This window comes from Pseudomonas citri, from assembly GCF_025336485.1.
Taxonomy (GTDB): Bacteria; Pseudomonadota; Gammaproteobacteria; order Pseudomonadales; family Pseudomonadaceae; genus Aquipseudomonas; species Aquipseudomonas citri.
Genome location: NZ_JAODAB010000018.1, coordinates 97,709 through 123,021, shown reverse-complemented (window position 1 = coordinate 123,021; position 25,313 = coordinate 97,709). Strand labels below are relative to the sequence as shown.

Sequence of the window (25,313 nt, the reverse complement as noted above, 5' to 3'; positions counted from 1 at the left end):
GAAGCGGTTTCTTTTTGGTTGGCATACATGCACCTCTTACTCATGTTATGCCCGAACACAAAATTTCTGACACCCTCCACTTATGGTTTCGCCCTGACGGCGACTTACTTTCTTTCAGACGCCAAAGAAAGTAAGCAAAGAACGCTCGCCCCAGCGTCCGGCCCCTCGCCAAGGCTCGGGGTCCCTTCGCTCCGGCATTCATCAGGGGGCATCGGCTCCGGTCCGCTGCGCTTGACCTCCACTCGATGGGTTCGACTGCGTCGAACGGCGCTGCGCGCCATCCCCCTGCTGAACGCCTGCGCTCAGCCTGCCGAAGGGGCGGAGGATCAAAAGCAGCGGCGCGGCTTATTGCTCGACACAGCTCTTGAAGGTCTACACCGATCCATTGTGGGAGCGAGCCTGTTCCCACAGTTCGAATTTGCATGCCTGATCTGAGGTAGCTAGCCATGAGGTACGTAGGAACGATTACTACCGGTGACGAAACATCCGACAACTTTTTAAGGTTGTCCCTCGGAAATGTACGCTCTAACCTTTTTCTGCCGCCACGATTCGGCGGCCGGGAGTGGGAACCCGAAATTAGTAGGTCGTCAGCCTCACGACCATAACGGCAAGTGATGGCTCCATTTTTATCAGGAGCATGCACATGAACGAAGGAAAGACAGAGCCGAACTTCAACAAAACAAATCCATTGGCGGAATTCGACTCCATCGAAGAACTGCTCAAAGACCGCGCCACCGCTGAGCGGGTCTTGAATCTTTACCTCAACCCCAAGCCACCTGAACAAAGCACCGATCCACGCATTGACAGTCTGTTTTCGGTGACGGCAAAGGCCGATGCCGACACGCTGCTCACCAGCACTTCTGAAACCCTGGCTTCGGTTAAAGTCATGGCCGAGGACTTGGCGTTTGAAGTGGAGGGCACGCGCCGCAGTGTGGCATTGGGGATTCAGCAGTTGGTGGAGTTGTGCCAGTTGCTGGTGGACAAGGCGTTGGACCAGCTTGAGGCGCCGGTTACGCAGGGTTAAGCGGGCACCGTCCTGTGGCGAGGGAGCTTGCTCCCTCCTTATTTCATACGGGTCGAGTTGTCCGGCGCAGGGTTTGAAAGTTGTACAGAACGTTGTACTATGCGCGCACTCAACCGTCATCGCTTTTGCTGTACGACTGAGAAGGCATCGAGGTTTAGCCAGGTGCCAGATTAACCTTGATTCCCCCCGCTTACGGCGTGGATTCAAGGACTCCGCTCCTCAGCGGAGGAGACAAGTGCCCCGCTGTGGTTCTGCGGGAGACTCTCAAACCACCAGGACGGTCCTGGTTTCGCCTGAGCTGGCCTCAGGAGGGAATTAGACGATGCATGTAATAACTTTCAGCCAGGCTCGTGCCGGCCTGAAGCAGACGATGGACGATGTATGCCGAGATCATGAGCCGACGGTCATCACCCGTCAGCGTGGTGATCATGTAGTGATCCTCTCCTTGGAGGACTACAACTCTATGGCCGAGACGATGTATCTGTTAGGTACAGAGTCGAATGCCACGCGCTTACGCCGTTCTGTTGCGTTGCACAAAGCCGGGAAAGCCTTTGCCAAGGAGCTCCCTTTAAATGTCGGCAAAACAGAAACAGAAGAACAAAGCTAACGCCCGCGAGAACGTGGTAATTGCATTTGTGCCAGACGGTTGGGAAGACTACCAATACTGGGACGCAAACGATCCAACCAAACACGCGACGGTAAACGAGCTTATCGAGGCCTGCCTTCGCGACCCATTCAAGGGGGTTGGTCGACCTGAACCGTTGAAAGGGGATTTAACGGGCTATTGGTCACGCCGTATCGACAAAGAACATCGCTTTGTCTACGCCTATGAGAATGACACGCTGACAGTCATTTCATGTCGCTTCCACTACACGAAGTAATGCCCGACAAAAAGCCCGCGGTTGCGGGCTTTTGTATTTGTGGTGCCTTGAGCGATGGAGCTCTTGCAGAGGGCCCTGCTCCATTCATCTGACACATTGCGGTGTCAGGGGGGGCTGCTACGCCCGAACGCGGACCGACCCAGCGGGAGCAAGGATGCGTCATCTGGCCGAGCGTCTCAGTCGAGCCATCATTACTGCATCAGTACTTCAATCGCCCCATCCGCCGTCATGCTCACCTTGCTGGTACCCGCTTCCACCTCAGGCGTGACGGATTCAGCATCCATGGACGCGCCTTTCATCATCATCGGCGCGCGCAGGTAGGGTTGTGGATAACCGTTGGCGTTGAGGTTCAGGCTGACGATCTTGTAACCCTTGCCGCCCAGGGCTTCGGTGGCCAGTTGGGCGCGGGCCTTGAAGGCGTTGACGGCGTCCTTGAGCAGGGCGTCTTCGCTGGTCTGGCGGGTGGCGGTGGAGATGGCGAAGTCCATGCCGCCCATTTTCATGTCGGTGAGCAGTTCGCCGGTGAGTTTGGACAAGGCAGCGAAGTCGGCGCTTTCCAGGCGCAGTTCGGCGCGTTCGCGCCAGCCTGTGATTTTCCCGCCTTTGTTGTCGTAGATCGGGTAGCTGTTGCGGCTGCCCTGGCGCAGGTCGATGCCTTTGACTTGCTTGGCCTGGCCGATGGCTTTGTTCAGCGTGGTGCTGACGGCGGCGGCGAGTTTGGCCGGATCGGTGTTCTGTTCCTCGGTGTAGAGGGTGACGATCATCAGGTCGCGGGCCACTTCCTGGCTGGCTTCGGCACGCAGGGAAATCTGGTTGTAGTGAAGCTCATCGGCGGCCAGCGCCGGCAGGCTGGCGACGGTGCCGAGGCTGAGGGCGAGCAGGGCGGCGTGGCGACGGAACGTGTGCATGAAAAGCTCCTTGGACGGTGCGCAGGGGGGGAGATCGGGGCCTGCGTGAACGATAAGACTCTAGCTTTTTGGATCCGGTTCGCACAGTTACAACTTCTATACAGATGCATATCCCTCGCCACGGGGGAAAAGTCGTATTCAGAACTGTGGCGCTTTGCCGCATGTCTGTCAGCGCCACCCGCGCCTTGGTTATACTCCGTGCGATTCGCCTGGAGCGCTCATCAGGAGAGCTCATGCTCACCCCTTTGCAATTGACTTCTGCCTCTCGCCAGAACCTCTGGCGCCTGACATTCATCCGCATCCTGGTCCTGGCGGCCCAGGCCGGCTCGGTCGGGCTGGCCTATTGGTTCGACCTGCTGCCGCTGCCCTGGCAGCAACTGGCGATTACCCTGGCCTGTTCCACGGTGTTGTGCGCGCTGACGGCGATTCGGTTGAACACCTCGTGGCCGGTGACCGAGCTGGAGTATGCCGTGCAACTGGCCTGCGACCTGTTTATCCACAGTGCGCTGCTGTACTTCTCCGGTGGCTCCACCAACCCCTTCGTGTCCTATTACCTCGTGCCGCTGACGATCGCCGCGGTGACCTTGCCGTGGCGTTTTTCGCTGATCCTTTCCGGCATTGCCCTGGCCTCGTACACCTTGCTGCTGGCACGCTTCTATCCTTTGGAAACGTTCCCCATCGCCCGGGAAAACCTGCAGATCTACGGCATGTGGTTGAGTTTCGCCCTGGCCGCGGCCGTCATCACGTTCTTTGCCGCGCGCATGGCCGAAGAGTTGCGCCGTCAGGAAGAACTGCGAGCTATCCGCCGCGAGGAGGGCCTGCGCGACGAGCAACTGTTGGCCGTGGCCACCCAGGCTGCCGGCGCCGCCCATGAGCTGGGTACGCCGCTGGCGACCATGAGCGTACTGCTCAAGGAGATGTGCCGGGACCATGCCGACCCGGCGCTGCAAGAGGACCTCAGTGTGTTGCAGGACCAGGTCAAGCTTTGCAAGGAAACCCTGCAATACCTGGTGCGTGCGGCCGAGGCCAACCGTCGGCTGGCCATCGACATGCAGGACGTCACTGACTGGCTCGACGAGGCCTTGAACCGCTGGCACTTGATGCGTCCTGAAGCCAGCTATCGCCTCCAGCGCCTGGGCCAGGGCCCGGTGCCACGCATGGCGCCGCCACCGGACCTGACCCAGGCGCTGCTGAACCTGTTGAACAACGCCGCCGATGCCTGCCCTGAAGGCCTGGAAGTGGTGCTGGATTGGAATGCCTATGAGCTGACGATCTGCATTCGCGACCACGGCGCAGGTGTGCCGCTGGCCATCGCCGAGCAGATCGGCAAACCGTTCTATACCACCAAGGGCAAAGGCCTGGGCCTTGGCCTGTTTTTGAGCAAAGCCAGCGTGACACGCGCCGGCGGCTCGGTGAAACTTTACCCCCATGAGAGCGGCGGCACGCTCACCGAGCTGCGCCTACCCCATGCCGACCGAGGAAACGAACATGAGTGACGAGATCCAAGTCGACGGCGAAGAGCTGCCGCACCTGCTGCTGGTAGATGACGATGCCACGTTCACCCGCGTCATGGCCCGGGCCATGTCCCGGCGCGGCTTCCGAGTCAGTACCGCCGGCTCCGCCGAGGAGGGCCTGACCATCGCCCAGGCCGACCTGCCGGACTATGCGGCCCTGGACCTGAAAATGGACGGCGATTCGGGCCTGGTGTTGTTGCCCAAGCTACTGGAACTGGACCCGGAGATGCGCGTGGTGATCCTCACCGGCTATTCGAGCATTGCCACGGCGGTCGAGGCCATCAAGCGCGGCGCCTGCAATTACCTGTGCAAGCCCGCCGACGCCGATGACGTGCTGGCGGCGCTGTTGTCCGAGCACGCCGACCTCGACTCCCTGGTGCCGGAGAACCCCATGTCGGTGGATCGCCTGCAATGGGAGCACATCCAGCGCGTGTTGACCGAGCACGAAGGCAATATCTCCGCCACGGCCCGCGCCCTGGGCATGCACCGGCGGACCTTGCAGCGTAAATTGCAGAAGCGTCCCGTGCGTCGCTGAACCTGCGCTGAACAGATGCTGTCCACCCTCGCGGGAAATCGGGCCGTTGTTTATGATCGGCCCGAGTCTGTTCTTTTTTCTATCGAGCCTTAACCATGAATCAGAACGCTGAATATTCCGCGGTCAATGACGCGGTGCGCGGGCAGTTTTTCCGCCGTGTCTGGCAAATGACCACGCCGTACTGGCGCAGTGAGGAGAAGGGCAAGGCCTGGACACTGTTGATCGCCGTCATCGCGCTGTCGCTGTTCAGCGTGGCGATCTCGGTGTGGATCAACAGCTGGTACAAGGATTTCTACAACGCCCTGCAAGAGAAGGACAGCGCGGCGTTCTGGCAGTTGATCCTGTATTTCTGCGGCATCGCGGCGGTGGCGATCCTCGGCGCCGTTTATCGTTTGTACCTCACGCAGATGTTGACCATCCGCTGGCGGGCCTGGCTCACCGAGCAGCATTTTGCCCGTTGGCTCAATGACAAGAACTACTACCGCCTGGAGCAGGGCGGCTACACCGACAACCCGGACCAGCGGATTTCCGAAGACCTCAACAGCTTCACCACCAACACCCTGAGCCTGGGCCTGGGGTTGCTGCGTACCGTGGTCAGCCTGGTGTCGTTCTCGATCATTTTGTGGGGCGTGTCGGGCAGCATCGAAGTGTTCGGCTACACCATCCCCGGCTACATGTTCTGGTGCGCGCTGGTGTATGCGGTAGTGGGCAGTTGGCTGACGCACCTGATCGGCCGCCGTCTGATCGGTCTGAACAACAACCAGCAGCGCTTCGAAGCCGACCTGCGTTTCTCCATGGTACGGGTGCGCGAGAACGCCGAGAGCATTGCGCTGTACAACGGCGAGCCCAACGAGAACCGCCGCCTGAGCGGACGCTTCGGCCTGGTCTGGCATAACTTCTGGGACATCATGCGAGTGTCCAAGCGCCTGACCTTCTTTACCTCCGGTTACAGCCAGATCGCGATCATCTTCCCGTTCATGGTGGCGGCGCCGCGCTACTTCGCCGGCAAGATCCAACTGGGCGAGCTCATGCAGATCAACTCGGCGTTCGGCAACGTGCAGGAGAACTTCAGTTGGTTCATCAGCGCCTATGCCGACCTCGCCGCCTGGCGCGCCACGTGTGATCGTCTGCTGAGCTTCCGTCAGGCGATGAGCGATAACGAAGAACGCGCGCCAGCCATCGACGTGCAAGCACAGGGCGACGCGTTGAAGGTGCGCCACCTGGGGTTGGACCTGGCCGATGGGCGTCACCTGCTGAGCAACGCGGACATGACGGTGGAGCCGGGCGAGCGGGTGATGCTCAGCGGCCGCTCCGGCAGTGGCAAGTCCACGCTGCTGCGCGCCATGGGACATTTGTGGCCCACCGGTCATGGCCGGATCCTGCTGCCGGCGACGCGTTATCTGTTCCTGCCGCAAAAGCCTTATCTGCCCATCGGCACCTTGCGCGATGCCTTGAGTTATCCACAGCCTGGCGCCACGTACCCGCAGGAGCGTTATGCACAGGTGCTGGAAACCTGCCGCCTGACGCACCTGGTGACACGATTGGATGAAGCCAACCACTGGCAGCGCATGCTTTCCCCCGGTGAGCAACAGCGCCTGGCCTTCGCTCGCGCCTTGCTCTATGCGCCGCACTGGCTGTACATGGACGAAGCCACTTCGGCGATGGACGAAGAAGACGAAGCGAGCCTGTACCAGGCGTTGATCGATCAATTACCAGGCTTGAGCATCGTCAGCGTGGGACACCGAAGCAGTTTGAAACGTTTCCATCCGCGACACGTGCGTATTGAAAACGGCCAACTGCTGGAACGCACCGTGACTGCCTGATGGGGATTGTCGTACACCGTTGTGGCGGTCTTCGATAAGGTCGCCAGGACCCACGGTGATCGTACAACCGCGTTGCGCTATGATGTTGCCATTCAGCCGCTTGCCGAGACACAGACACATGGAAAACCCGATCGACGTACCCCGCCTTCCCCGCAAGCGCCGTAGCCTGGCGCAGGAGCTGGTGACGGTGCTGACCGAGCAGATTCGCGATGGCTTGCTCAAACGTGGCGATAAATTGCCCACCGAGTCGGCGATCATGGAAGCCCATGGCGTCAGCCGCACGGTGGTGCGCGAAGCGATTTCCCGCTTGCAGGCGGCCGGCCAGGTGGAAACCCGCCACGGCATCGGCACCTTCGTGCTGGACACGCCGAGCCCGAGCGGTTTCCGCATCGACCCAGCCACGGTGGTCACCTTGCGTGACGTGCTGGCGATCCTGGAATTGCGCATCAGCCTGGAGGTGGAATCCGCCGGCCTGGCTGCACAACGCCGCAGCGATGAGCAACTGGCGACCATGCGCGCCGCCCTCGACGCCTTGAAAGAGAGCGCCGCCCACGCCAGCGACGCGGTGGCCTCGGACTTCGCCTTCCACCTGGAAATTGCCTTGTCCACTGGCAACCGCTACTTCACCGACATCATGACCCACCTGGGCACCAGCATCATCCCGCGGACCCGCCTGAATTCGGCGCGCCTGGCCCACGACGACCAGCAACACTACATGGATCGCCTGAGCCGCGAACATGAGGAAATCTACGAAGCCATCGCCCGCCAGGACGCCGACGCGGCCCGCGCGGCCATGCGTTTGCACCTGACCAACAGCCGCGAAAGACTGCGCCAGGCCCATGAAGAGGCGCAGGCGCGCAGCCCTATGCCTTGATCCGCAACATTTGCGGCTCGGATACATCGGGGTCCCAGCCGCTCTCGTAGCTAACCTCGTAACGAAGCTCAACCAATTGGCCGCTGAAAGCTACCAGGTCGGTGGTGGTTAGAGTCACTGTCACATCCTTGCGTGGCGTACCTTCCTCGCCCTCGGTCAGAGGTGTAAACGCGCCTACCGAAGTTGGAGGCGTCGAGCCGGCGCCCAGAGTCAGGTGGGCGTTCGAGTACGGTTTGAAAGCTGCATCTGGAATCTTCACGATTAACGTCTTTGTCTTTGACAGGCTGATCGTGACTTCTCCAGTGGCTGGAAAGTCCTTGAGCATGGGTTTCGCATACGTCGTCATGATGTCACTCCCTGTGAGGCGACCCCGGTCGGCGCGTACGGGCGACTCACTTAAAAGATCAAAAGAAGGACTGCGGCCGGGCATGGCGCGGCCATATGGGGTTATGCCCTCTTGCCATGACGGCGCCTACTGGCAAAGTCGACAGTGGCGATGAGCGGTCCAGGGGCTCGACCACGAGTTTTATCGATCCTTCAATCCTGACTCAAAGACCCGATTTACAAGTCTTTCAGACCAGCCCCCCAGATTCGCCCCCTGACAAAAGACGAAATACAGTTGACGTTCATATTTTTGGTTGTACGATGACCTACAACTTCTCGTGAAGCTCAACCGTTTCCTACAACACATCATTTGCGTCCAGGGTGTTCGAATAATGAATCCACAAGAACTGAAGTCCATCCTCTCGTCTGGCCTGCTGTCGTTCCCGGTCACCGATTTCACTGCCAACGGCGATTTCAACCGCGACAGCTACATCAAACGCCTCGAGTGGCTGGCCCCGTATGGTGCCTCTGCACTGTTCGCAGCAGGCGGCACCGGTGAATTCTTCTCCCTGGCCGCCAGTGAGTATTCGCAAGTCATCAAGACCGCTGTCGATACCTGCGCTTCCAGCGTGCCAATCCTTGCCGGTGTCGGCGGTGCGACCCGCCAGGCCATCGAATACGCTCAAGAAGCCGAGCGCCTGGGCGCCAAGGGCCTGTTGCTGCTGCCGCACTACCTGACCGAAGCCAGCCAGGACGGCGTGGCCGCCCACGTTGAAGCCGTGTGCAAATCGGTGAAGATCGGCGTGGTGGTGTACAACCGCAACGTCTGCCGCCTGAACGCCACTCAGCTGGAACAACTGGCCGAGCGTTGCCCGAACCTGATCGGCTACAAGGACGGCCTGGGCGATATCGAGTTGATGGTGTCGATCCGCCGTCGCCTCGGCGATCGCTTCAGCTACCTGGGTGGCCTGCCGACCGCCGAAGTCTACGCCGCGGCCTACAAGGCCCTGGGCGTGCCGGTCTACTCCTCGGCGGTGTTCAACTTCATCCCGAAAACCGCGATGGATTTCTACCACGCCATTGCTCGCGACGATCACGCCACCGTTGGCAAGATCATCGACGACTTCTTCCTGCCGTACCTGGACATCCGCAACCGCAAGGCCGGTTATGCGGTGAGCATCGTCAAGGCCGGTGCCAAGATCGTCGGCTATGACGCAGGTCCTGTGCGCACGCCGCTGACCGACCTGCTGCCAGCCGAGTACGAAGTCCTGGCCGCGCTGATCGACAAGCAAGGTCAGCAGTAACAGACCCGACGAGGCCGCTGAGCAATCAGCGGTTTTCTGCGTTGTTCATTCCCACGCTCTGCGTGGGAATGCCGTCAGAACCAGACAGGCTTTATGTAAGGAGGAGCATCCGTGGCAGATGCAAAGCGTTTCGATAACTACATCGACGGTCAGTGGGTGGCCGGTGCCGACTACTGCACCAACATCAACCCGTCTGACCTGTCCGATGTCATCGGCGAGTACGCCAAGGCTGACGCAGCTCAAGTCAATGCCGCCATCGAAGCCGCCCGGGCCGCGTTCCCGGCCTGGTCGACCTCGGGCATCCAGGCTCGTCATGATGCGCTGGACAAAGTCGGCAGCGAGATCCTCGCCCGTCGCGAAGAACTCGGCCAACTGCTGGCGCGGGAAGAGGGCAAGACCTTGCCCGAAGCCATCGGCGAAGTGACCCGCGCCGGTAACATCTTCAAGTTTTTTGCCGGCGAGTGCCTGCGCCTGTCGGGCGACTACGTGCCGTCGGTGCGTCCGGGCGTCCACGTCGAAGTGACCCGTGAAGCCCTCGGTGTGGTCGGCCTGATCACACCGTGGAACTTCCCGATTGCGATTCCGGCGTGGAAAATCGCCCCGGCCCTGGCTTACGGCAACTGCGTGGTGATCAAGCCCGCCGAACTGGTGCCGGGCTGTGCCTGGGCCTTGGCCGAGATCATTTCCCGTGCCGGTTTCCCGGCCGGTGTGTTCAACCTGGTGATGGGCAGCGGCCGCGTGGTCGGCGACGTGCTGGTCAACAGCCCGAAAGTCGACGGCATCAGCTTCACCGGTTCGGTGGGCGTAGGGCGGCAGATCGCTGTCAGTTGCGTGTCGCGCCAGGCCAAGGTGCAGTTGGAAATGGGCGGCAAGAACCCGCAGATCATCCTTGACGACGCCGACCTCAAGCAGGCGGTCGAACTGGCGGTGCAAAGCGCGTTCTATTCCACCGGCCAGCGTTGCACGGCCTCGAGCCGCCTGATCGTTACCGCCGGCATTCATGACAAGTTCGTCGCGGCGATGGCCGAGCGCATGCAGTCGATCAACGTCGGCCATGCGTTGAAGGCCGGCACCGACATCGGCCCGGTGGTTTCCCAGGCCCAACTCGACCAGGACTTGAAATACATCGACATCGGCCAGAGCGAAGGTGCGCGGCTGGTCAGCGGTGGCGGCCTGGTGACGTGCGACACCGAAGGTTATTTCCTGGCGCCGACCTTGTTCAGCGACAGCGAAGCGTCGATGCGCATCAGCCGCGAGGAGATTTTCGGCCCGGTGGCCAACGTCGTGCGTGTGGCCGACTACGAGGCGGCGTTGGCGATGGCCAACGACACCGAGTTCGGTTTGTCCGCCGGTATCGCCACCACCTCGTTGAAGTACGCCAACCATTTCAAGCGCCATTCCCAGGCGGGCATGGTGATGGTCAACCTGCCGACCGCCGGCGTGGATTACCACGTGCCGTTCGGCGGGCGCAAAGGTTCGTCCTATGGTTCGCGTGAGCAGGGGCGCTACGCGCAAGAGTTCTACACCGTGGTGAAGACCACTTACATCGGATCGTAAATGCAACACCGGCGGGGCCGGTTATCCAGCCCCGCCGCACAATCTGCTGACCCGCATAAAAATAAATAGTGGGAGTACTTTTACATGCAAGCGACCAAGCCGACTCACGTCCGCTATTTGATCCTGCTCATGCTGTTCCTGGTGACGACGATCAACTACGCCGACCGCGCCACCATCGCCATCGCAGGCTCCAGCCTGCAAAAAGACCTCGGCATCGATGCCGTGACCCTCGGTTACATCTTCTCCGCCTTCGGCTGGGCCTACGTGGCCGGGCAGATTCCCGGCGGCTGGCTGCTCGACCGGTTCGGGTCGAAAAAAATCTACGCCCTGAGCATTTTCACCTGGTCGTTGTTCACCGTGCTGCAAGGCTATGTCGGTGAATTCGGCCTATCCACGGCCGTGGTAGCGCTGTTCATGCTGCGCTTTCTGGTGGGGCTGGCCGAAGCGCCGTCCTTCCCGGGCAACGCACGTATCGTCGCCGCCTGGTTCCCGACCGCTGAACGCGGCACCGCCTCGGCGATCTTCAACTCGGCGCAGTACTTTGCCACCGTGTTGTTCGCACCGCTGATGGGCTGGATCGTCTACCGTTTCGGTTGGCAGCACGTGTTCATCGTGATGGGTGTGATCGGCATCGTGTTCTCGCTGGTCTGGCTGAAAGTGATCTACAGCCCGCGTCAGCACCCGATGATCAACGAGGCCGAGTTCAACCACATCGCCGCCAACGGCGCGATGGTCGATATGGACCAGGACAAGGGCAAGAAGGCCAAGGGCGACGGTCCGAAGTGGGATTACATCCGCCAACTGCTGACCAACCGCATGATGCTCGGCGTCTATCTGGGCCAGTACTGCATCAACGGCATTACCTACTTCTTCCTGACCTGGTTCCCGGTGTACCTGGTGCAGGAGCGCGGGATGACCATCCTCAAGGCCGGTTTCATTGCGTCCTTGCCGGCGATCTGCGGGTTCATCGGCGGCGTCCTCGGCGGGGTGATTTCCGACTACCTGCTGCGCAAAGGCCACTCGCTGACCTTCGCCCGCAAGGCGCCGATCATTGGGGGCTTGCTGGTGTCCAGCAGCATCGTGGCCTGCAACTACGTGGACATCGAATGGATGGTGGTAGGCTTCATGGCCCTGGCCTTCTTCGGTAAAGGCGTTGGCGCACTGGGTTGGGCAGTGGTGTCCGACACGTCGCCAAAACAGATCGCCGGCCTGAGCGGTGGCCTGTTCAACACCTTCGGCAACCTGGCATCGATCACCACGCCGATCGTCATCGGCTACATCATCAGCGCCACCGGTTCGTTCAAGTGGGCGTTGGTGTTTGTCGGTTGCAACGCGTTGGTGGCGGTGTTCAGCTACCTGGTCATCGTCGGGCCGATCAAGCGTGTCGTGCTCAAGGAACCGACGGCCAAGGACGCCGGCGTCTCCAGTCTGTCCGAAGCGAAATCCTGAAGGAGCGGCGTCAATGCAACTGATTGAACATGCCGATTCGCCCCGTTACATCCGCTTGCACGAGCGCGATAACGTGGTGATCGTCGTCAACGACCAGGGCGTACCGGCCGGGACCGAATTCCCGGACGGCCTGGTCACCGTGGACTTCGTGCCACAGAGCCACAAGGTCACCCTGCAGGACATTCCCGAGGGTGGCGAGGTGATTCGCTACGGCCAGGTCATCGGCTACGCGCTGCAACCGATCCCCCGTGGCAGTTGGGTCAAGGAAGACCAGCTGCGCATGCCCACCGCGCCGCCACTGGACAGCCTGCCGCTGTCCACCGACGTGCCGGCGGCCGATGCGCCGCTGGAGGGCTACACGTTCGAGGGCTACCGCAACGCCGACGGCACCGTCGGCACGCGCAACATCCTGGGCATCACCACCACGGTGCAGTGCGTGACCGGTGTGCTGGACCATGCGGTCAAGCGCATCAAGGACGAATTGCTGCCCAAGTACCCGAACGTCGATGACGTGGTGGCGCTGACCCACAGCTACGGCTGTGGCGTGGCGATCACGGCGACCGATGCGTACATCCCGATCCGCACGGTGCGCAACTTGGCGCGTAATCCGAACCTGGGGGGCGAAGCCCTGGTGATCAGCCTGGGCTGCGAGAAGTTGCAGGCCGGGCAGGTAATGCATGAGGGCGACAGCTCGGTGGACCTCAGCGAGCCGTGGTTGTATCGCTTGCAGGACGCCAGTCACGGCTTCACGGAAATGATCGAGCAGATCATGGAACTGGCCGAGACCCGCTTGAAGAAACTCGACCAGCGCCGTCGCGAAACCGTGCCGGCGTCGGAGCTGATCCTGGGCATGCAGTGCGGCGGCAGCGATGCGTTTTCCGGCATCACCGCCAACCCGGCCCTGGGCTATGCCTCGGACCTGTTGTTGCGCGCGGGGGCGACGGTGATGTTTTCCGAAGTCACCGAAGTGCGCGATGCGATCTACCTGCTGACCTCCCGGGCGCAAACCCGGGAAGTCGCCGAGGAACTGGTGCGCGAGATGGACTGGTACGACCGTTACCTGGCCAAGGGCGAGGCGGACCGCAGCGCCAACACCACACCGGGCAACAAGAAGGGCGGGTTGTCGAACATTGTCGAAAAATCCCTGGGCTCGATCGTCAAGTCGGGTAGCAGTGCGATCAACGGCGTGCTCGGCCCGGGCGAGCGTTTCAAGCAAAAGGGCCTGATCTTCTGCGCCACGCCGGCCAGCGATTTCGTCTGCGGCACGCTGCAACTGGCGGCCGGGATGAACCTGCACGTGTTCACCACCGGTCGCGGCACGCCGTACGGTCTGGCGATGGCGCCGGTGGTGAAGGTCTCGACCCGCACCGAACTGGCCCAGCGCTGGCCGGACCTGATCGACATCGACGCCGGGCGCATCGCCACCGGGCGCGCGTCCATCGAGGAGCTGGGTTGGGAGCTGTTCCACTACTACCTGGACGTGGCCAGCGGCAAGAAAAAGACCTGGGCAGAACAGCACAAACTGTTCAACGACATCACCCTGTTCAACCCGGCGCCGATTACCTGAGCCGGCGTTCATCATGTGGGAGCGGGCTTGCCCGCGAAAGCGGCGGCTCAGCTTGCGTTAATGTTGGATGTGCCGATGTCTTCGCGAGCAAGCCCGTTCCCACATGAATCACCAGACGCCAGTGCCGTGAGTGGCTTATCATTAGCCACCTAACGACACCCCCTCGAAAGGTCCCCGGCATGCTGGCAATTTTCCTCGAAACCCTGAACATCACCGCGCCGGTGTTTGCCATGTTGTTTCTGGGGGTGTTGCTCAAGCGCGTCTATTGGATCAACGACAACTTCATCCACATCGCCTCGTCCCTGGTGTTCAACGTCACCATGCCGGCGCTGTTGTTCCTCGGCATCCTCCACGCCGACCTGCACGCGGCGTTGCAGCCGGACCTGCTGATCTATTTCTCCATCGCCACCCTGGTGAGTTTCGCAATGGCCTGGGGCTGGGCGATCTGGCGTTGTCCGCGCCAGGATCGCGGCATCTACACCCAGGGCGCCTTTCGTGGCAACAACGGTGTCATCGGCCTGGCATTGGCGGCGAGCATGTATGGCGACTACGGGATTTCCCTGGGTGCGATTCTCGCGGCGTTGGTGATCCTGTTCTACAACACCCTGTCGACCATCGTGCTGGCGGTCTACAGCCCGGTGATCAAGTCCGACCCGTGGAGCATCTGCAAGAGCGTGATCAGCAACCCGCTGATCATCAGCGTGATCAGCGCCGCGCCATTCGCCTATTGGCAGATCGGCCTGCCGACCTGGTTCGAGACCTCAGGCAAGTACCTTGCGCAGATGACCTTGCCCCTGGCGCTGATCTGTATCGGCGGCACCCTGTCGCTGGCCGCCCTGCGCAAGAGCGGCAGGATGGCCATGAGTTCGAGCCTGGTGAAGATGGTCGGCCTGCCCGTTCTGACCACCCTGGGCGCCTGGCTCTGGGGCTTTCGCGGGGCGGAGCTGGGGATTCTGTTCCTGTACTTCGGCAGCCCCACCGCGGCGGCCAGCTTCGTCATGGCCCGGGCGGCCGAGGGCAATCATGAGTTGGCGGCGGCGATCATCGTCATCACTACGCTGATGGCGGCGATCACCACCAACCTGGGGATCTTTGTATTGCAGTGGGGTGGGTGGATCTGACGCTGTTTTTTTGAGGGCTCGCCAGATCCCATCAAACGGTCACTCAGGTTTCTGATAACTGTCGATCACTTCCTGCGCTGCCCGGAACGCATCGATCGCCGCCGGCACGCCTGCGTACACCGCACAATGCAGCAACGCCTCGCGAATTTCCTCCACCGTGCAGCCATTGTTCAGCGCGCCGCGCACGTGGCCCTTGAGTTCCTGCGGGCACTTGAGGGCGGTGAGGGCGGCGAGGGTGATCAGGCTGCGGGTTTTCAGCGGCAGGCCTTCACGGCTCCAGACACTACCCCAGGCATGTTCGTTGACGAAGTCCTGCAACGGCTGGGTGAATTCGGTGGCGTTACCCAGGGCGCGGTCGACGAATGCGTCGCCCATCACTTGTCGACGCATGTCCAGGCCGGTCTTTGGCGTGTCGGTCATGGCAAATCCCTCTTGTGGTGTTGGCGGCGCCAGGCGCGCACGGAGGTGAACAACAAGTACGTGAGCAACACCGGCAGCACATAGAACAGCATCAAGCGTTCCAGTTGGCTGGCCAGTGGCATGCCGGTGGTGAACGACATCACGTGTAGCCCATACGCCACATACAAGCCCAGCAACAGCAGGCCTTCGGCACGGGTGACGCGGTAGCCGGAATAGAACACCGGCAGGCACAGCACCGCCACGCCGAGCATCACCGGCAGGTCGAAGTCCAGCGCGTTGGGTGAGACCGAAAGTGGCGTGGGTGCGGCGAGGGCGGTGACGCCGAGCACGCCCAGCAGGTTGAACAGATTGCTGCCGATCACGTTGCCCACGGCAATGTCCCGCTCGCCGCGCAGGGCAGCGATCAGCGAGGTGGCGAGTTCCGGCAGCGAAGTGCTGACGGCGACGATGGTCAGGCCGATGATGCGCTCCGACAGCCCCAGGTCCATGGCCACTTCCACCGCCGCACCCAGCAGCAGGTGCCCGGCGAAAATCAGCATGGCCAGGCCCAGCAGGATCATCGCCACGCTCTTGAACCAGGACGCCCGAAAGCCCTCGACCGCCACGGCGTGCGGGCGAGCGCGATGCCGCGACTGACGCAGCAGCAGGCCCAGGTACACCGCCAGGGCGATCAGCAGCCACACGCCGTCGAGTCGCGTCAGCTCTTCGTTCCAGGCCAGCACGAACACCAGCAGGCTGGCGCCGATCATCAGCGGGATGTCCAGGCGCACCAGTTGGCGCGAGACGCGCAACGGAATGATCAGCGCCGACAGCCCGAGGGTGACGAGGATGTTGAAGATGCTGCTGCCGATCACGCTGCCCACGGCAATGTCGGCGTTCTGCGCCAGGGTCGCTTGCAGGCTGACGACCATTTGTGGCGCGCTGCTGCCGAAGGCGACGACGCTCAGGCCAATGATCAACGGCCGTACCTGCAAGCGCGCCGCCAGTCCCACGGCGGCACGTACCAGCAGCTCGGCGCCGGCGATCAGCAACAGCAGGCCGCCGGCCAGTTCGATCAGGCTGAGCAGCGGTAGGGCGCTAAGGAGAGGAATGGCCGGGGCTCCGTCTGTCAGTCGTCGAGGGCTTGCACGCGCACTCGCGCGGTGCCGCTGCGCAACATGCCCAGTTGTTCGGCTGCTTCGCGGGATACGTCGATCAACCGGCCTCGAGTATAGGGGCCGCGGTCGTTGATGCGGACCACGACACTGTCGTTGTTGCCCAGGTTGGTGATCTTCACCCGTGTGCCGAACGGCAACTGGCGATGGGCGGCGGTCAGGCTGTGCTGGTCGAAGCGCTCGCCACTGGCAGTGCGCTTGCCGTGGTGCCTGGCACCGTAATAAGAGGCGATGCCGGTCTGATCATAGCCGTGTGGATCGACCGTCCCGCTCTGGCTGGCGCAACCGGCCAGCAGGGACAGCAGGGCGCAGGCGCCGAGGAGACGCTTCATGTTGGATTTTCCAGATGCAAATGTGGGGGCAAGGTCTGTGGGAGCAAAGCTTGCTCGCGGCGAACGATCACGCGGTCCACTGATGGATTGAGGTGCCTTCATCGCGAGCAAGCTTTGCTCCCACAGGTTCCCACACAGGGGAATGGAGCCAGGCTTGATATCTGGCTCCATGGCCATCAGCCCTCGAGCTTGCTTTTGAGCAGTTCGTTGACCTGTTGCGGGTTGGCCTTGCCCTTGGAGGCTTTCATGGCCTGGCCGACGAAGAAGCCGAACATCTTGCCGCGCTTGGCTTCGTCTGCCGCGCGGTACTGCTCGACCTGCTCGGCGTTGGCCGCGAGCATTTCATCGAGCACGGCGCTGATGGCACCGGTGTCGGTGACTTGCTTCAAGCCGCGCTTGTCGATGATCTCGTCGGCGCTGCCTTCGCCATTGGCCATGGCTTCGAAGACCATCTTGGCGATCTTGCCGGAGATGGTGTTGTCCTTGATCCGCAACAGCATGCCGCCCAGTTGCTCGGCCGAGACCGGCGACGCGTCGATTTCCAGGCCCTGCTTGTTCAGCAGGCTGCCCAACTCGACCATCACCCAGTTGGCCGCCAGCTTGGCGTCGCCGCCGATGCTCACGACTTTCTCGAAGTAGTCGGCCTGCTCGCGGCTGGTGGCCAGGACGTTGGCGTCATAGCTCGACAGCCCGAACTGTGCCTGGAAGCGCTCGCGTTTTTGCGGCGGCAGTTCCGGCAGGGTCGCGCGCACCTCGTCGAGGAACGAGTTCTCGATGACCACCGGCAACAGGTCCGGGTCGGGGAAGTAACGGTAGTCGTTGGCTTCTTCCTTGCTGCGCATCGGACGGGTCTCGTCCTTGTTCGGGTCGTACAGGCGGGTCTGCTGGATGACCTTGCCACCGTCCTCGATCAGTTCGATCTGGCGCTGGATCTCGCTGTTGATCGCCTTCTCGATGAAGCGGAACGAGTTGACGTTCTTGATCTCGCAGCGGGTGCCGAACTCGGCCTGGCCTTTCGGGCGGACCGACACGTTGCAGTCGCAGCGCAGCGAACCTTCGGCCATGTTGCCGTCACAGATGCCCAGGTAGCGCACCAGCGCATGGATGGCCTTGACGTAGGCCACGGCTTCCTTGGCACTGCGCATGTCCGGCTCGGAGACGATTTCCAGCAGCGGCGTGCCGGCGCGGTTCAGGTCGATGCCGGTGGCACCGTTGAATTCCTCGTGCAGGCTCTTGCCGGCGTCTTCTTCCAGGTGCGCGCGGGTGATGCCGACGCGCTTGACCGTGCCGTCTTCGAGGGCGATGTCCAGGTGGCCCTTGCCAACGATCGGCAATTCCATCTGGCTGATCTGGTAGCCCTTGGGCAGGTCCGGGTAGAAGTAGTTCTTGCGGGCGAACACGTTGTGCTGGCCAATCTCGGCGTCGATTGCCAGGCCGAACATCACCGCCATGCGCACCGCTTCGGCGTTGAGCACCGGCAGCACGCCGGGCATGCCCAGGTCGACCAGGCTGGCCTGGGTGTTGGGCTCGGAACCGAAGGTGGTCGAGCTACCGGAAAAGATTTTCGACCGGGTGGTGAGCTGGGTATGAATCTCCAGCCCGATCACGACTTCCCATTGCATGTGTTTCTCCTCAGAAGCCGGTTGGGGTGCGGGTGTGCCAGTCAGTGTTCAACTGATACTGGTGGGCAACGTTCAACAGGCGGCCTTCCTGGAAATATGGCGCGAGCAACTGCACGCCCACCGGCAGGCCATCGACGAAACCGGCCGGCATGGACAGGCCCGGCAAGCCGGCGAGGTTGGCGGTGATGGTGTAGACGTCTTCCAGGTACTCGGCGACCGGGTCGCTGGTCTTGGCGCCGAGTTTCCAGGCCGGGTTCGGCGTGGTCGGGCCGAGGATGATGTCGACCTCATTGAAGGCGGCCATGAAGTCGTTCTTCACCAGGCGACGGATTTTCTGCGCCTTGAGGTAGTAGGCATCGTAGTAGCCAGCGGACAACGCGTAGGCACCGACCATGATCCGGCGCTGCACTTCGGCACCGAAGCCTTCGCCACGGGAGCGCTTGTACAGGTCCGTCAGGTTTTCCGGGTTTTCGCAGCGATAGCCGAAGCGCACACCGTCGAAGCGCGACAGGTTCGAGGAGGCTTCCGCCGGGGCGATCACGTAGTACGCAGGAATGGCGTGCTGCATGTTCGGCAGGCTGATTTGCTTGATGATCGCGCCGAGTTTTTCCAGCTCTTTGACGCTGTTATGCACCAGCTCGGCGATGCGCGGATCGAGGCCGGCGCTGAAGTATTCCTTCGGCACGCCGATGCGCAGGCCTTGCAGCGAGCCGTTGAGGCTGGCGCTGTAGTCCGGCACCGGTTCGTCGATGCTGGTGGAGTCATTCGGGTCGAAACCGGCCATGCCTTGCAGCAGGATCGCGCAGTCTTCGGCGGTGCGGGCCAGCGGGCCACCCTGGTCGAGGCTGGAGGCGTAGGCGATCATGCCCCAGCGTGATACACGGCCGTAGGTGGGTTTCAGGCCCGTGAGGTTGGTGAATGCCGCCGGTTGGCGAATCGAACCGCCGGTGTCGGTGGCTGTGGCGGCCGGCAACAGGCGCGCGGCCACGGCAGCGGCGGAACCGCCGGACGAACCGCCCGGTACGTGTTCCAGGTTCCACGGGTTCTTCACGGCGCCGTAGTAGCTCGACTCGTTGGCCGAGCCCATGGCGAATTCGTCCATGTTGGTCTTGCCCAGGGTCACGGTGCCGGCAGCGGCCAGCTTGGCGACCACGGTGGCGTCATAGGGCGCCTTGAAGTTGTCGAGCATCTTCGAGCCGCAGCTGGTGCGGATGCCCTGGGTGCAGAACAGGTCCTTGTGGGCAATCGGTGCGCCGAGCAGGGCGCCGCTCTCACCGCCTGCGCGACGGGCGTCGGCGGCCTTGGCCTGGCTCAGTGCCAGCTCTTCGGTGAGGCTGATGAAACTGTTGAGCTGTGGGTCGAGCTGGGCGATACGCGCCAGCAGAACCTTGGTCAGCTCTTCGGAGGAAAATTTCTTGTCGGCGAGTCCGCGGGCGATCTCGGCCAGGGTCATGTGATGCATGAGAGGCTCTTTCCCTTTAGTCGATGACTTTCGGAACCAGGTACAGGCCGTTTTCGACCGCCGGTGCGATGGACTGGTAGGCCTCGCGATGATTGGATTCGGTCACGACGTCTGCGCGCAGGCGCTGGCTGGCTTCCAGTGGGTGGGCCAGCGGTTCGATACCGTCGGTATTGACCGCCTGCATCTCGTCGACCAGGCCCAGAATGCTGTTCAGGGCAGCGGTGATTTGTGGAAGATCGGCTTCATTGAGGCCCACGCAGGCCAGATGAGCGATTTTTTCCACGTCGGAGCGTTCAAGCGCCATGGGATTCTCCAGTGGAAAACAAAACGGACGCTGTCTGTCCGTGAGTTGGATTATCGGAACACTACCGCAGTTTTACGGTCCTACGGCCGCATTTGTAGGGTTTGGTGCACAGAAAAGCGGCCAATTTACCATATTGGCGCCTTGCCCAAAATCCCTGTCGTTGTTAGAGTTTGCCGCACTTTTTTACCCACGCGTTGCCTAGGGTCCCTTTCCCATGTTCAAGAAACTGCGTGGCATGTTTTCCAGCGATCTTTCCATTGACCTGGGCACTGCCAACACCCTTATTTACGTGCGCGAGCGCGGTATCGTCCTGAATGAACCCTCGGTCGTGGCCATCCGCACCCACGGCAACCAGAAGAGTGTCGTGGCCGTCGGTACGGAAGCCAAGCGCATGCTGGGCCGTACGCCGGGCAACATCGCCGCCATCCGCCCGATGAAGGACGGCGTGATCGCCGACTTCAGCGTCTGCGAAAAGATGCTGCAATATTTCATCAACAAGGTTCACGAAAACAGTTTCCTGCAGCCCAGCCCTCGTGTGCTGATCTGCGTGCCATGCAAGTCCACCCAGGTAGAGCGTCGCGCCATCCGTGAGTCGGCCCTCGGTGCCGGTGCCCGTGAAGTGTTCCTGATCGAAGAGCCCATGGCGGCTGCCATCGGTGCCGGCCTGCCGGTAGAGGAAGCCCGTGGCTCGATGGTCGTCGACATCGGTGGCGGTACCACCGAAATCGCCCTGATCTCCCTCAACGGTGTGGTCTATGCCGAATCCGTGCGTGTGGGCGGCGACCGTTTCGACGAAGCGATCATCACCTACGTGCGTCGCAACTACGGCAGCCTGATCGGCGAATCCACCGCCGAGCGCATCAAGCAGGAAATCGGCACGGCCTATCCGGGCGGTGAAGTGCGCGAAGTCGATGTTCGCGGCCGTAACCTGGCCGAAGGCGTACCACGTGCTTTCACCCTCAATTCCAACGAAGTGCTCGAAGCACTGCAAGAGTCGTTGGCGACCATCGTCCAGGCGGTCAAGAGCGCCTTGGAACAGTCGCCGCCGGAACTGGCGTCGGACATCGCCGAGCGCGGCCTGGTGCTGACCGGTGGTGGCGCGTTGCTGCGTGACCTCGACAAGTTGCTGGCCCAGGAAACCGGGCTGCCGGTGATCGTTGCCGAAGACCCGCTGACCTGCGTTGCCCGCGGCGGTGGTCGTGCATTGGAAATGATGGACAAGCACACCATGGACCTGCTCTCCAGCGAATAAGCCTGTCGAGCCCATGTTGTTCGCTCCCGGGCAGCACTTTGCAGTGCTGCCCGTTGGCGTTTATCTTCTGTCATTCGTATCCAGGCCGGTTCGATACCGTATGAATAAAGAGAACGTTTGCCTGGGAGGAGCGGCTTATTAAACCGCTTTTCGCCAAGGGCCCCTCACTGGGTGTGCGCCTGCTGGTGCTGGCCGTGCTATCGGTCGCGCTGATGGTGGTCGATGCCCGCTTCACGCTGCTCAAACCCGTGCGCAGCCAGATGTCGCTGGTATTGATGGAAGCCTACTGGATCACCGACCTGCCGCAACGGTTGTGGCAAGGTGTGGCCAGTCAATTTGGCAGCCGGACTGAACTGGTCGCCGAAAACGAAAAACTCAAGACCGAAAACCTGCTGTTGCAGGGGCGCATGCAGAAACTGGCGGCCCTCACCGAGCAGAACGTGCGGTTGCGCGAGTTGCTCAATTCTTCCGCGCTGGTCAACGAGAAGGTCGAAGTGGCCGAGTTGATCGGCATGGACCCCAACCCTTTCACCCACCGCATCCTGATCAACAAGGGCGAGCGCGACGGCGTCTTCCTCGGCCAGCCGGTGCTCGACGCCCGTGGCCTGATGGGCCAGGTGGTGGAGTTGATGCCCTACACCGCCCGCGTGCTGTTGCTGACCGACACCACCCACAGCATCCCGGTACAGGTCAACCGTAACGGCCTGCGCGCGATTGCCAGCGGCACTGGCAACCCGGAACGCCTGGAGCTGCGGCACGTGGCCGACACCGCCGACATCAAGGAAGGCGACCTGCTGGTCAGTTCCGGTCTCGGCCAGCGCTTCCCAGCCGGTTATCCGGTGGCGACGGTCAAGGAAGTCATCCATGACTCCGGCCAGCCGTTTGCCATCGTGCGCGCGGTGCCCACGGCCGCGTTGAATCGCAGTCGCTACCTGTTGCTGGTGTTCAGCGACAACCGCACGCCCGAGGAACGCGCCAACGACGCCGCCGTGGCCCAGGAAGCGCAGGACCGGCAAGGTGCCGAGTCGGCTGCTCCGGCGCCCGCGGCCCCCGTTCCAGCCATCGTGCCCAAGCCTCAAGCGCCTGCGCCGGCCACCGCGCCAGCGCCAGCCGCTGCACCCGCCACACCGGCTGCGCCGCCGGCTCGCTCGGCCACTCATGCCCCGGCCACCACCCAGCATGCCCGGCCCGCCGCCAAGCCGCCTGCCGCGCCAGCCAACAGGGGAGAACGAGAAGAATGAGCACCACTCACTCGGGTAACGGCTGGATGGTTTGGCTGACCTTTGCCCTCGGCCTGCTGCTGAGCGTTTCGCCGCTGCCGCAGTTCATGGAGATCCTGCGGCCGTTGTGGCTGGCCTTGCTCCTGGCCTTCTGGGCGCTGGCCTTGCCGCACAAGGTCGGCATGGTCACCGCGTGGTGCCTGGGGCTGGCCGAAGACGTGCTCTACGGCACGTTGCTGGGACAGAACGCGCTGATCCTGACGCTCATTACCTTCCTGGTGCTGTCGCTGCAACAACGCCTGCGGATGTTCCCGATGTGGCAGCAAAGCCTGGTGATCCTGGTGATTTTCGGCCTGGCGCAATTGGTGCAGTTGTGGCTCAGCGCGCTGACTGGTAACCGTCAGCCGACCCTGGCGCTGGTACTCCCGGCCTTGGTCAGTGCCTTGCTCTGGCCTTGGGTCAGCTTCGGTTTGCGCGGCTTGCGCCTGCGATTCAAAATCAACTGATTCGGTCAGGCATTGACCCGCACCTTGAGAGGGACATGTCTTGATGAAACCGCTTTACCTCGCCTCCGGTTCGCCGCGTCGGCGTGAATTGCTCACCCAGATCGGCGTGCCGTTCACCACCGTCAGTGCGGACATCGACGAAACTCCCCTGGCTCACGAGACCCCTTCGGCCTATGTCGAGCGCTTGGCGCGTGGCAAGGCCGCGGCTGGGCGTCGCGCCTTGAGCGCCGCCCAGCAGGCTTGCGTGCTAGGCGCTGACACGGCCGTGGTGCTCGAGGGACGGATTCTCGGCAAGCCGCTGGACCAGGCCGATTCCCTGGCGATGCTCTCGGCCCTGTCGGGGCGTGATCACGAAGTGCTGACCGCCATCGCCGTACTGGACGGCCAGCGTTGCGAATCCCTCGTGGTGCGCAGCCGGGTGCGTTTTCGCGCCATCTCTGAACAGGAAGCGCTGGCCTACTGGGCCAGTGGTGAACCCCGGGACAAGGCGGGCGGCTATGGCATCCAAGGACTCGGGGCGGTGTTCGTCGCCGGGCTTGAAGGCAGTTATTCGGCCGTGGTCGGTCTACCGCTGTGCGAAACCGCGCAACTGCTGGGCCATTTCGGCATACCCTGTTGGCAAACCTCGAGCGCGCTAAGCGCTGTCTGACAGATGCGGCCATAATCGTGAACATGCCTGAACGAGACCCTGCCATGAGTGAAGAGATCCTGATCAACATCACGCCGATGGAATCGCGCGTGGCGGTGGTTGAAAACGGTGTGTTGCAAGAAGTGCATGTCGAGCGCACGCAAAAGCGCGGCATCGTCGGCAATATCTATAAGGGCAAGGTGGTACGGGTCCTGCCGGGCATGCAGGCGGCGTTCGTCGATATCGGCCTGGATCGCGCGGCGTTCATTCATGCCTCGGAAATCTCCATGCGCGAAGGGCCGGCCGTGGAGAGCATCGGCGCCTTGGTCCACGAAGGCCAGAGCCTGGTGGTGCAGGTCACCAAGGATCCCATCGGCTCCAAGGGGGCGCGGCTGACCACGCAGTTGTCGATTCCGTCGCGCTACCTGGTGTACATGCCGCGCACCGCCCATGTCGGTATATCGTTGAAGATCGAAGATGAAGCCGAGCGCGAGCGCCTCAAGCAGGTGGTCAGCGACTGTGTGGAAAAAGAAGGCATCAAGGAGGCCGGCGGGTTCATCCTGCGCACCGCCGCCGAAGGGGCCGGGGCCGATGAAATCCTCATGGACATCCGCTACCTGCGCCGGCTTTGGGACCAGATCGCCGCACAGATAAAGACCATCGCCACCCCCAGCGTGATCTATGAAGACCTGGGCCTGGCGCTGCGCACCCTGCGCGACCTGGTCAGCCCGAAGATCGAGAAAATCCGCATCGACTCGCGGGAAACCTTCCAGAAAACCACGCAGTTCGTGGCCGAGCTGATGCCGGAAATTGCCGACCGCCTCGAGCATTACCCCGGCGAGCGACCGATCTTCGACCTGTACGGCGTCGAGGATGAAATCCAGAAGGCCCTCGAGCGCAAAGTGCCGCTCAAGTCCGGTGGTTACCTGGTGGTGGATCCGGCCGAGGCCATGAGCACCATCGACGTCAACACCGGGGCGTTCGTCGGGCACCGCAACCTGGAAGAAACCATCTTCAAGACCAACCTGGAGGCGGCCACGGCCATCGCCCGCCAACTGCGCCTGCGCAACCTGGGTGGGATCATCATCATCGACTTCATCGACATGGAAGATGAAGAGCATCAGCGCCAGGTGTTGCGCACCCTGGAAAAACAACTGGAGCGCGATCACGCCAAGACCAACATCATCGGGATTACCGAACTGGGCCTGGTGCAGATGACCCGCAAGCGCACTCGCGAAAGCCTGGAGCAGGTACTGTGCGAGCCGTGCGTCAGTTGCCAGGGCCGGGGCAAGCTCAAGACCCCGGAAACCGTATGTTACGAAATCTTCCGGGAAATTCTCCGGGAAGCGCGCGCCTATCAGGCCACCGGCTATAGAGTGTTGGCGAACCAGAAAGTGGTGGATCGCCTGCTTGATGAAGAGTCGGGCAATGTCGCTGAGTTGGAGGCTTTTATCGGACGCACGATACGTTTCCAGGTCGAAACCATGTATTCCCAGGAACAATACGACGTGGTGCTGCTCTGAAGGGCTCGG

At 62.0% G+C, this 25,313-nt stretch carries 26 protein-coding genes; 18 read left to right on the top strand and 8 right to left on the bottom strand.

Annotated elements, in window-relative coordinates; genetic code table 11:
* The 4 genes from N4Q37_RS19375 to N4Q37_RS19360 form a co-directional block, all read left to right on the top strand.
* On the top strand, positions 1 to 435 hold a 435-nt coding region (locus tag N4Q37_RS19375; RefSeq protein ID WP_260961155.1), incomplete at its 5' end, for a hypothetical protein.
* Positions 436 to 643: 208 nt separating this feature from the next.
* Positions 644 to 1,024: a DUF6124 family protein gene (locus N4Q37_RS19370; RefSeq protein ID WP_260961153.1), complete on the top strand. Its 381-nt coding sequence runs from the start codon at positions 644 to 646 to the stop codon at positions 1,022 to 1,024.
* Between the two features lie 322 nt (positions 1,025 to 1,346).
* Positions 1,347 to 1,631, top strand: coding sequence for a type II toxin-antitoxin system Phd/YefM family antitoxin (locus tag N4Q37_RS19365; protein WP_144922719.1), 285 nt, complete (start codon positions 1,347 to 1,349; stop codon positions 1,629 to 1,631).
* A complete protein-coding gene (locus N4Q37_RS19360; RefSeq protein WP_260961152.1) occupies positions 1,597 to 1,905 on the top strand; it encodes a Txe/YoeB family addiction module toxin in 309 nt (102 codons plus the stop codon). The genes N4Q37_RS19365 and N4Q37_RS19360 overlap by 35 nt, the downstream gene beginning before the upstream one ends.
* Positions 1,906 to 2,096: 191 nt before the next feature.
* Here N4Q37_RS19360 and N4Q37_RS19355 read toward each other — a convergent pair whose 3' ends face one another.
* Entirely contained in the window at positions 2,097 to 2,813 is a 717-nt protein-coding gene (locus tag N4Q37_RS19355) for an SIMPL domain-containing protein (RefSeq protein WP_260961151.1), read from the bottom strand.
* A gap of 233 nt (positions 2,814 to 3,046) precedes the next feature.
* Between N4Q37_RS19355 and N4Q37_RS19350 the strand changes: the two genes are divergently transcribed.
* From N4Q37_RS19350 to N4Q37_RS19335, 4 genes are all read left to right on the top strand, one after another.
* Positions 3,047 to 4,309 carry an ATP-binding protein gene (locus N4Q37_RS19350; protein ID WP_260961150.1) on the top strand — a complete coding sequence of 421 codons (1,263 nt, stop codon included), beginning with the start codon at positions 3,047 to 3,049 and terminating at the stop codon, positions 4,307 to 4,309.
* Complete coding sequence (locus N4Q37_RS19345) at positions 4,302 to 4,862, top strand: response regulator transcription factor (RefSeq protein WP_053152217.1); 561 nt, start codon at positions 4,302 to 4,304, stop codon at positions 4,860 to 4,862. Before N4Q37_RS19350 ends, N4Q37_RS19345 begins: the two co-directional genes overlap by 8 nt.
* Positions 4,863 to 4,957: 95 nt before the next feature.
* Complete coding sequence (locus N4Q37_RS19340; RefSeq protein WP_260961149.1) at positions 4,958 to 6,685, top strand: ABC transporter ATP-binding protein/permease; 1,728 nt, start codon at positions 4,958 to 4,960, stop codon at positions 6,683 to 6,685.
* Positions 6,686 to 6,803: 118 nt separating this feature from the next.
* Positions 6,804 to 7,559 (top strand): FadR/GntR family transcriptional regulator, encoded by a 756-nt coding sequence (locus tag N4Q37_RS19335; RefSeq protein WP_260961148.1) that lies wholly within the window; start codon positions 6,804 to 6,806, stop codon positions 7,557 to 7,559.
* On the opposite strand, the gene N4Q37_RS19330 is transcribed toward N4Q37_RS19335, so the two are convergent.
* Positions 7,549 to 7,905: a hypothetical protein gene (locus tag N4Q37_RS19330; protein WP_260961146.1), complete on the bottom strand. Its 357-nt coding sequence runs from the start codon at positions 7,903 to 7,905 to the stop codon at positions 7,549 to 7,551. The genes N4Q37_RS19335 and N4Q37_RS19330 overlap by 11 nt on opposite strands.
* 370 nt (positions 7,906 to 8,275) lie before the next feature.
* Here N4Q37_RS19330 and kdgD point away from each other — a divergent pair, with 370 nt between their 5' ends.
* The 5 genes from kdgD to N4Q37_RS19305 all read left to right on the top strand — a co-directional run bounded on the left by kdgD (position 8,276) and on the right by N4Q37_RS19305 (position 14,881).
* Positions 8,276 to 9,187, top strand: coding sequence for a 5-dehydro-4-deoxyglucarate dehydratase (kdgD, locus tag N4Q37_RS19325; protein WP_260961145.1), 912 nt, complete (start codon positions 8,276 to 8,278; stop codon positions 9,185 to 9,187).
* A gap of 111 nt (positions 9,188 to 9,298) precedes the next feature.
* Entirely contained in the window at positions 9,299 to 10,744 is a 1,446-nt protein-coding gene (locus tag N4Q37_RS19320) for an aldehyde dehydrogenase family protein (protein WP_260961143.1), read from the top strand.
* Between the two features lie 84 nt (positions 10,745 to 10,828).
* Complete coding sequence (locus N4Q37_RS19315) at positions 10,829 to 12,193, top strand: MFS transporter (protein ID WP_260961141.1); 1,365 nt, start codon at positions 10,829 to 10,831, stop codon at positions 12,191 to 12,193.
* A 13-nt stretch (positions 12,194 to 12,206) separates the two neighbouring features.
* Positions 12,207 to 13,760, top strand: coding sequence for a galactarate dehydratase (gene garD / locus N4Q37_RS19310; protein WP_260961140.1), 1,554 nt, complete (start codon positions 12,207 to 12,209; stop codon positions 13,758 to 13,760).
* Between the two features lie 179 nt (positions 13,761 to 13,939).
* Positions 13,940 to 14,881, top strand: coding sequence for an AEC family transporter (locus N4Q37_RS19305; RefSeq protein WP_260961139.1), 942 nt, complete (start codon positions 13,940 to 13,942; stop codon positions 14,879 to 14,881).
* 39 nt (positions 14,882 to 14,920) lie between these two features.
* On the opposite strand, the gene N4Q37_RS19300 is transcribed toward N4Q37_RS19305, so the two are convergent.
* From N4Q37_RS19300 to gatC, 6 genes are all read right to left on the bottom strand, one after another.
* On the bottom strand, positions 14,921 to 15,301 hold the full coding sequence (locus tag N4Q37_RS19300) for a carboxymuconolactone decarboxylase family protein (RefSeq protein WP_003177973.1): 381 nt from the start codon (positions 15,299 to 15,301) through the stop codon (positions 14,921 to 14,923).
* Positions 15,298 to 16,359 (bottom strand): calcium/sodium antiporter, encoded by a 1,062-nt coding sequence (locus tag N4Q37_RS19295; RefSeq protein ID WP_260961159.1) that lies wholly within the window; start codon positions 16,357 to 16,359, stop codon positions 15,298 to 15,300. The genes N4Q37_RS19300 and N4Q37_RS19295 overlap by 4 nt, the downstream gene beginning before the upstream one ends.
* Positions 16,360 to 16,409: 50 nt before the next feature.
* Complete coding sequence (locus N4Q37_RS19290) at positions 16,410 to 16,787, bottom strand: septal ring lytic transglycosylase RlpA family protein (RefSeq protein WP_260961138.1); 378 nt, start codon at positions 16,785 to 16,787, stop codon at positions 16,410 to 16,412.
* Between the two features lie 176 nt (positions 16,788 to 16,963).
* On the bottom strand, positions 16,964 to 18,409 hold the full coding sequence (gene gatB, locus N4Q37_RS19285) for an Asp-tRNA(Asn)/Glu-tRNA(Gln) amidotransferase subunit GatB (protein WP_260961137.1): 1,446 nt from the start codon (positions 18,407 to 18,409) through the stop codon (positions 16,964 to 16,966).
* 10 nt (positions 18,410 to 18,419) lie between these two features.
* Positions 18,420 to 19,871, bottom strand: a complete 1,452-nt coding sequence (gene gatA, locus N4Q37_RS19280; RefSeq protein WP_260961136.1) for an Asp-tRNA(Asn)/Glu-tRNA(Gln) amidotransferase subunit GatA — start codon at positions 19,869 to 19,871, stop codon at positions 18,420 to 18,422.
* Positions 19,872 to 19,887: 16 nt separating this feature from the next.
* Positions 19,888 to 20,175 (bottom strand): Asp-tRNA(Asn)/Glu-tRNA(Gln) amidotransferase subunit GatC, encoded by a 288-nt coding sequence (gatC, locus tag N4Q37_RS19275; RefSeq protein ID WP_260961135.1) that lies wholly within the window; start codon positions 20,173 to 20,175, stop codon positions 19,888 to 19,890.
* 214 nt (positions 20,176 to 20,389) lie between these two features.
* Between gatC and mreB the strand changes: the two genes are divergently transcribed.
* The 5 genes from mreB to rng all read left to right on the top strand — a co-directional run bounded on the left by mreB (position 20,390) and on the right by rng (position 25,304).
* Positions 20,390 to 21,427, top strand: a complete 1,038-nt coding sequence (mreB, locus tag N4Q37_RS19270) for a rod shape-determining protein MreB (RefSeq protein ID WP_002555108.1) — start codon at positions 20,390 to 20,392, stop codon at positions 21,425 to 21,427.
* Between the two features lie 137 nt (positions 21,428 to 21,564).
* A complete protein-coding gene (gene mreC, locus N4Q37_RS19265) occupies positions 21,565 to 22,668 on the top strand; it encodes a rod shape-determining protein MreC (RefSeq protein WP_260961157.1) in 1,104 nt (367 codons plus the stop codon).
* Positions 22,665 to 23,153, top strand: a complete 489-nt coding sequence (gene mreD / locus N4Q37_RS19260) for a rod shape-determining protein MreD (protein ID WP_260961134.1) — start codon at positions 22,665 to 22,667, stop codon at positions 23,151 to 23,153. The genes mreC and mreD overlap by 4 nt, the downstream gene beginning before the upstream one ends.
* Positions 23,154 to 23,196: 43 nt before the next feature.
* Positions 23,197 to 23,802 carry a Maf family protein gene (locus N4Q37_RS19255; protein WP_260961132.1) on the top strand — a complete coding sequence of 202 codons (606 nt, stop codon included), beginning with the start codon at positions 23,197 to 23,199 and terminating at the stop codon, positions 23,800 to 23,802.
* Positions 23,803 to 23,846: 44 nt separating this feature from the next.
* A complete protein-coding gene (rng, locus tag N4Q37_RS19250) occupies positions 23,847 to 25,304 on the top strand; it encodes a ribonuclease G (RefSeq protein ID WP_260961131.1) in 1,458 nt (485 codons plus the stop codon).
* The last annotated feature ends 9 nt before the right edge of the window (positions 25,305 to 25,313 follow it).

Excerpts from the sequence above, each read along its gene's own strand:
- N4Q37_RS19300 (WP_003177973.1), bottom strand. The coding sequence starts at position 15,301 with ATGACCGACACGCCAAAGACCGGCCTGGACATGCGTCGACAAGTGATG.
- gatB (WP_260961137.1), bottom strand. The coding sequence starts at position 18,409 with ATGCAATGGGAAGTCGTGATCGGGCTGGAGATTCATACCCAGCTCACC.
- rng (WP_260961131.1), top strand. The coding sequence starts at position 23,847 with ATGAGTGAAGAGATCCTGATCAACATCACGCCGATGGAATCGCGCGTG.
- N4Q37_RS19305 (WP_260961139.1), top strand. The coding sequence starts at position 13,940 with ATGCTGGCAATTTTCCTCGAAACCCTGAACATCACCGCGCCGGTGTTT.
- N4Q37_RS19360 (WP_260961152.1), top strand. The coding sequence starts at position 1,597 with ATGTCGGCAAAACAGAAACAGAAGAACAAAGCTAACGCCCGCGAGAAC.
- N4Q37_RS19255 (WP_260961132.1), top strand. The coding sequence starts at position 23,197 with ATGAAACCGCTTTACCTCGCCTCCGGTTCGCCGCGTCGGCGTGAATTG.
- N4Q37_RS19370 (WP_260961153.1), top strand. The coding sequence starts at position 644 with ATGAACGAAGGAAAGACAGAGCCGAACTTCAACAAAACAAATCCATTG.
- N4Q37_RS19335 (WP_260961148.1), top strand. The coding sequence starts at position 6,804 with ATGGAAAACCCGATCGACGTACCCCGCCTTCCCCGCAAGCGCCGTAGC.
- N4Q37_RS19290 (WP_260961138.1), bottom strand. The coding sequence starts at position 16,787 with ATGAAGCGTCTCCTCGGCGCCTGCGCCCTGCTGTCCCTGCTGGCCGGT.
- N4Q37_RS19345 (WP_053152217.1), top strand. The coding sequence starts at position 4,302 with ATGAGTGACGAGATCCAAGTCGACGGCGAAGAGCTGCCGCACCTGCTG.
- mreD (WP_260961134.1), top strand. The coding sequence starts at position 22,665 with ATGAGCACCACTCACTCGGGTAACGGCTGGATGGTTTGGCTGACCTTT.
- kdgD (WP_260961145.1), top strand. The coding sequence starts at position 8,276 with ATGAATCCACAAGAACTGAAGTCCATCCTCTCGTCTGGCCTGCTGTCG.
- garD (WP_260961140.1), top strand. The coding sequence starts at position 12,207 with ATGCAACTGATTGAACATGCCGATTCGCCCCGTTACATCCGCTTGCAC.
- N4Q37_RS19340 (WP_260961149.1), top strand. The coding sequence starts at position 4,958 with ATGAATCAGAACGCTGAATATTCCGCGGTCAATGACGCGGTGCGCGGG.
- N4Q37_RS19350 (WP_260961150.1), top strand. The coding sequence starts at position 3,047 with ATGCTCACCCCTTTGCAATTGACTTCTGCCTCTCGCCAGAACCTCTGG.
- gatC (WP_260961135.1), bottom strand. The coding sequence starts at position 20,175 with ATGGCGCTTGAACGCTCCGACGTGGAAAAAATCGCTCATCTGGCCTGC.
- N4Q37_RS19315 (WP_260961141.1), top strand. The coding sequence starts at position 10,829 with ATGCAAGCGACCAAGCCGACTCACGTCCGCTATTTGATCCTGCTCATG.
- N4Q37_RS19355 (WP_260961151.1), bottom strand. The coding sequence starts at position 2,813 with ATGCACACGTTCCGTCGCCACGCCGCCCTGCTCGCCCTCAGCCTCGGC.
- N4Q37_RS19330 (WP_260961146.1), bottom strand. The coding sequence starts at position 7,905 with ATGACGACGTATGCGAAACCCATGCTCAAGGACTTTCCAGCCACTGGA.
- gatA (WP_260961136.1), bottom strand. The coding sequence starts at position 19,871 with ATGCATCACATGACCCTGGCCGAGATCGCCCGCGGACTCGCCGACAAG.
- mreB (WP_002555108.1), top strand. The coding sequence starts at position 20,390 with ATGTTCAAGAAACTGCGTGGCATGTTTTCCAGCGATCTTTCCATTGAC.
- N4Q37_RS19365 (WP_144922719.1), top strand. The coding sequence starts at position 1,347 with ATGCATGTAATAACTTTCAGCCAGGCTCGTGCCGGCCTGAAGCAGACG.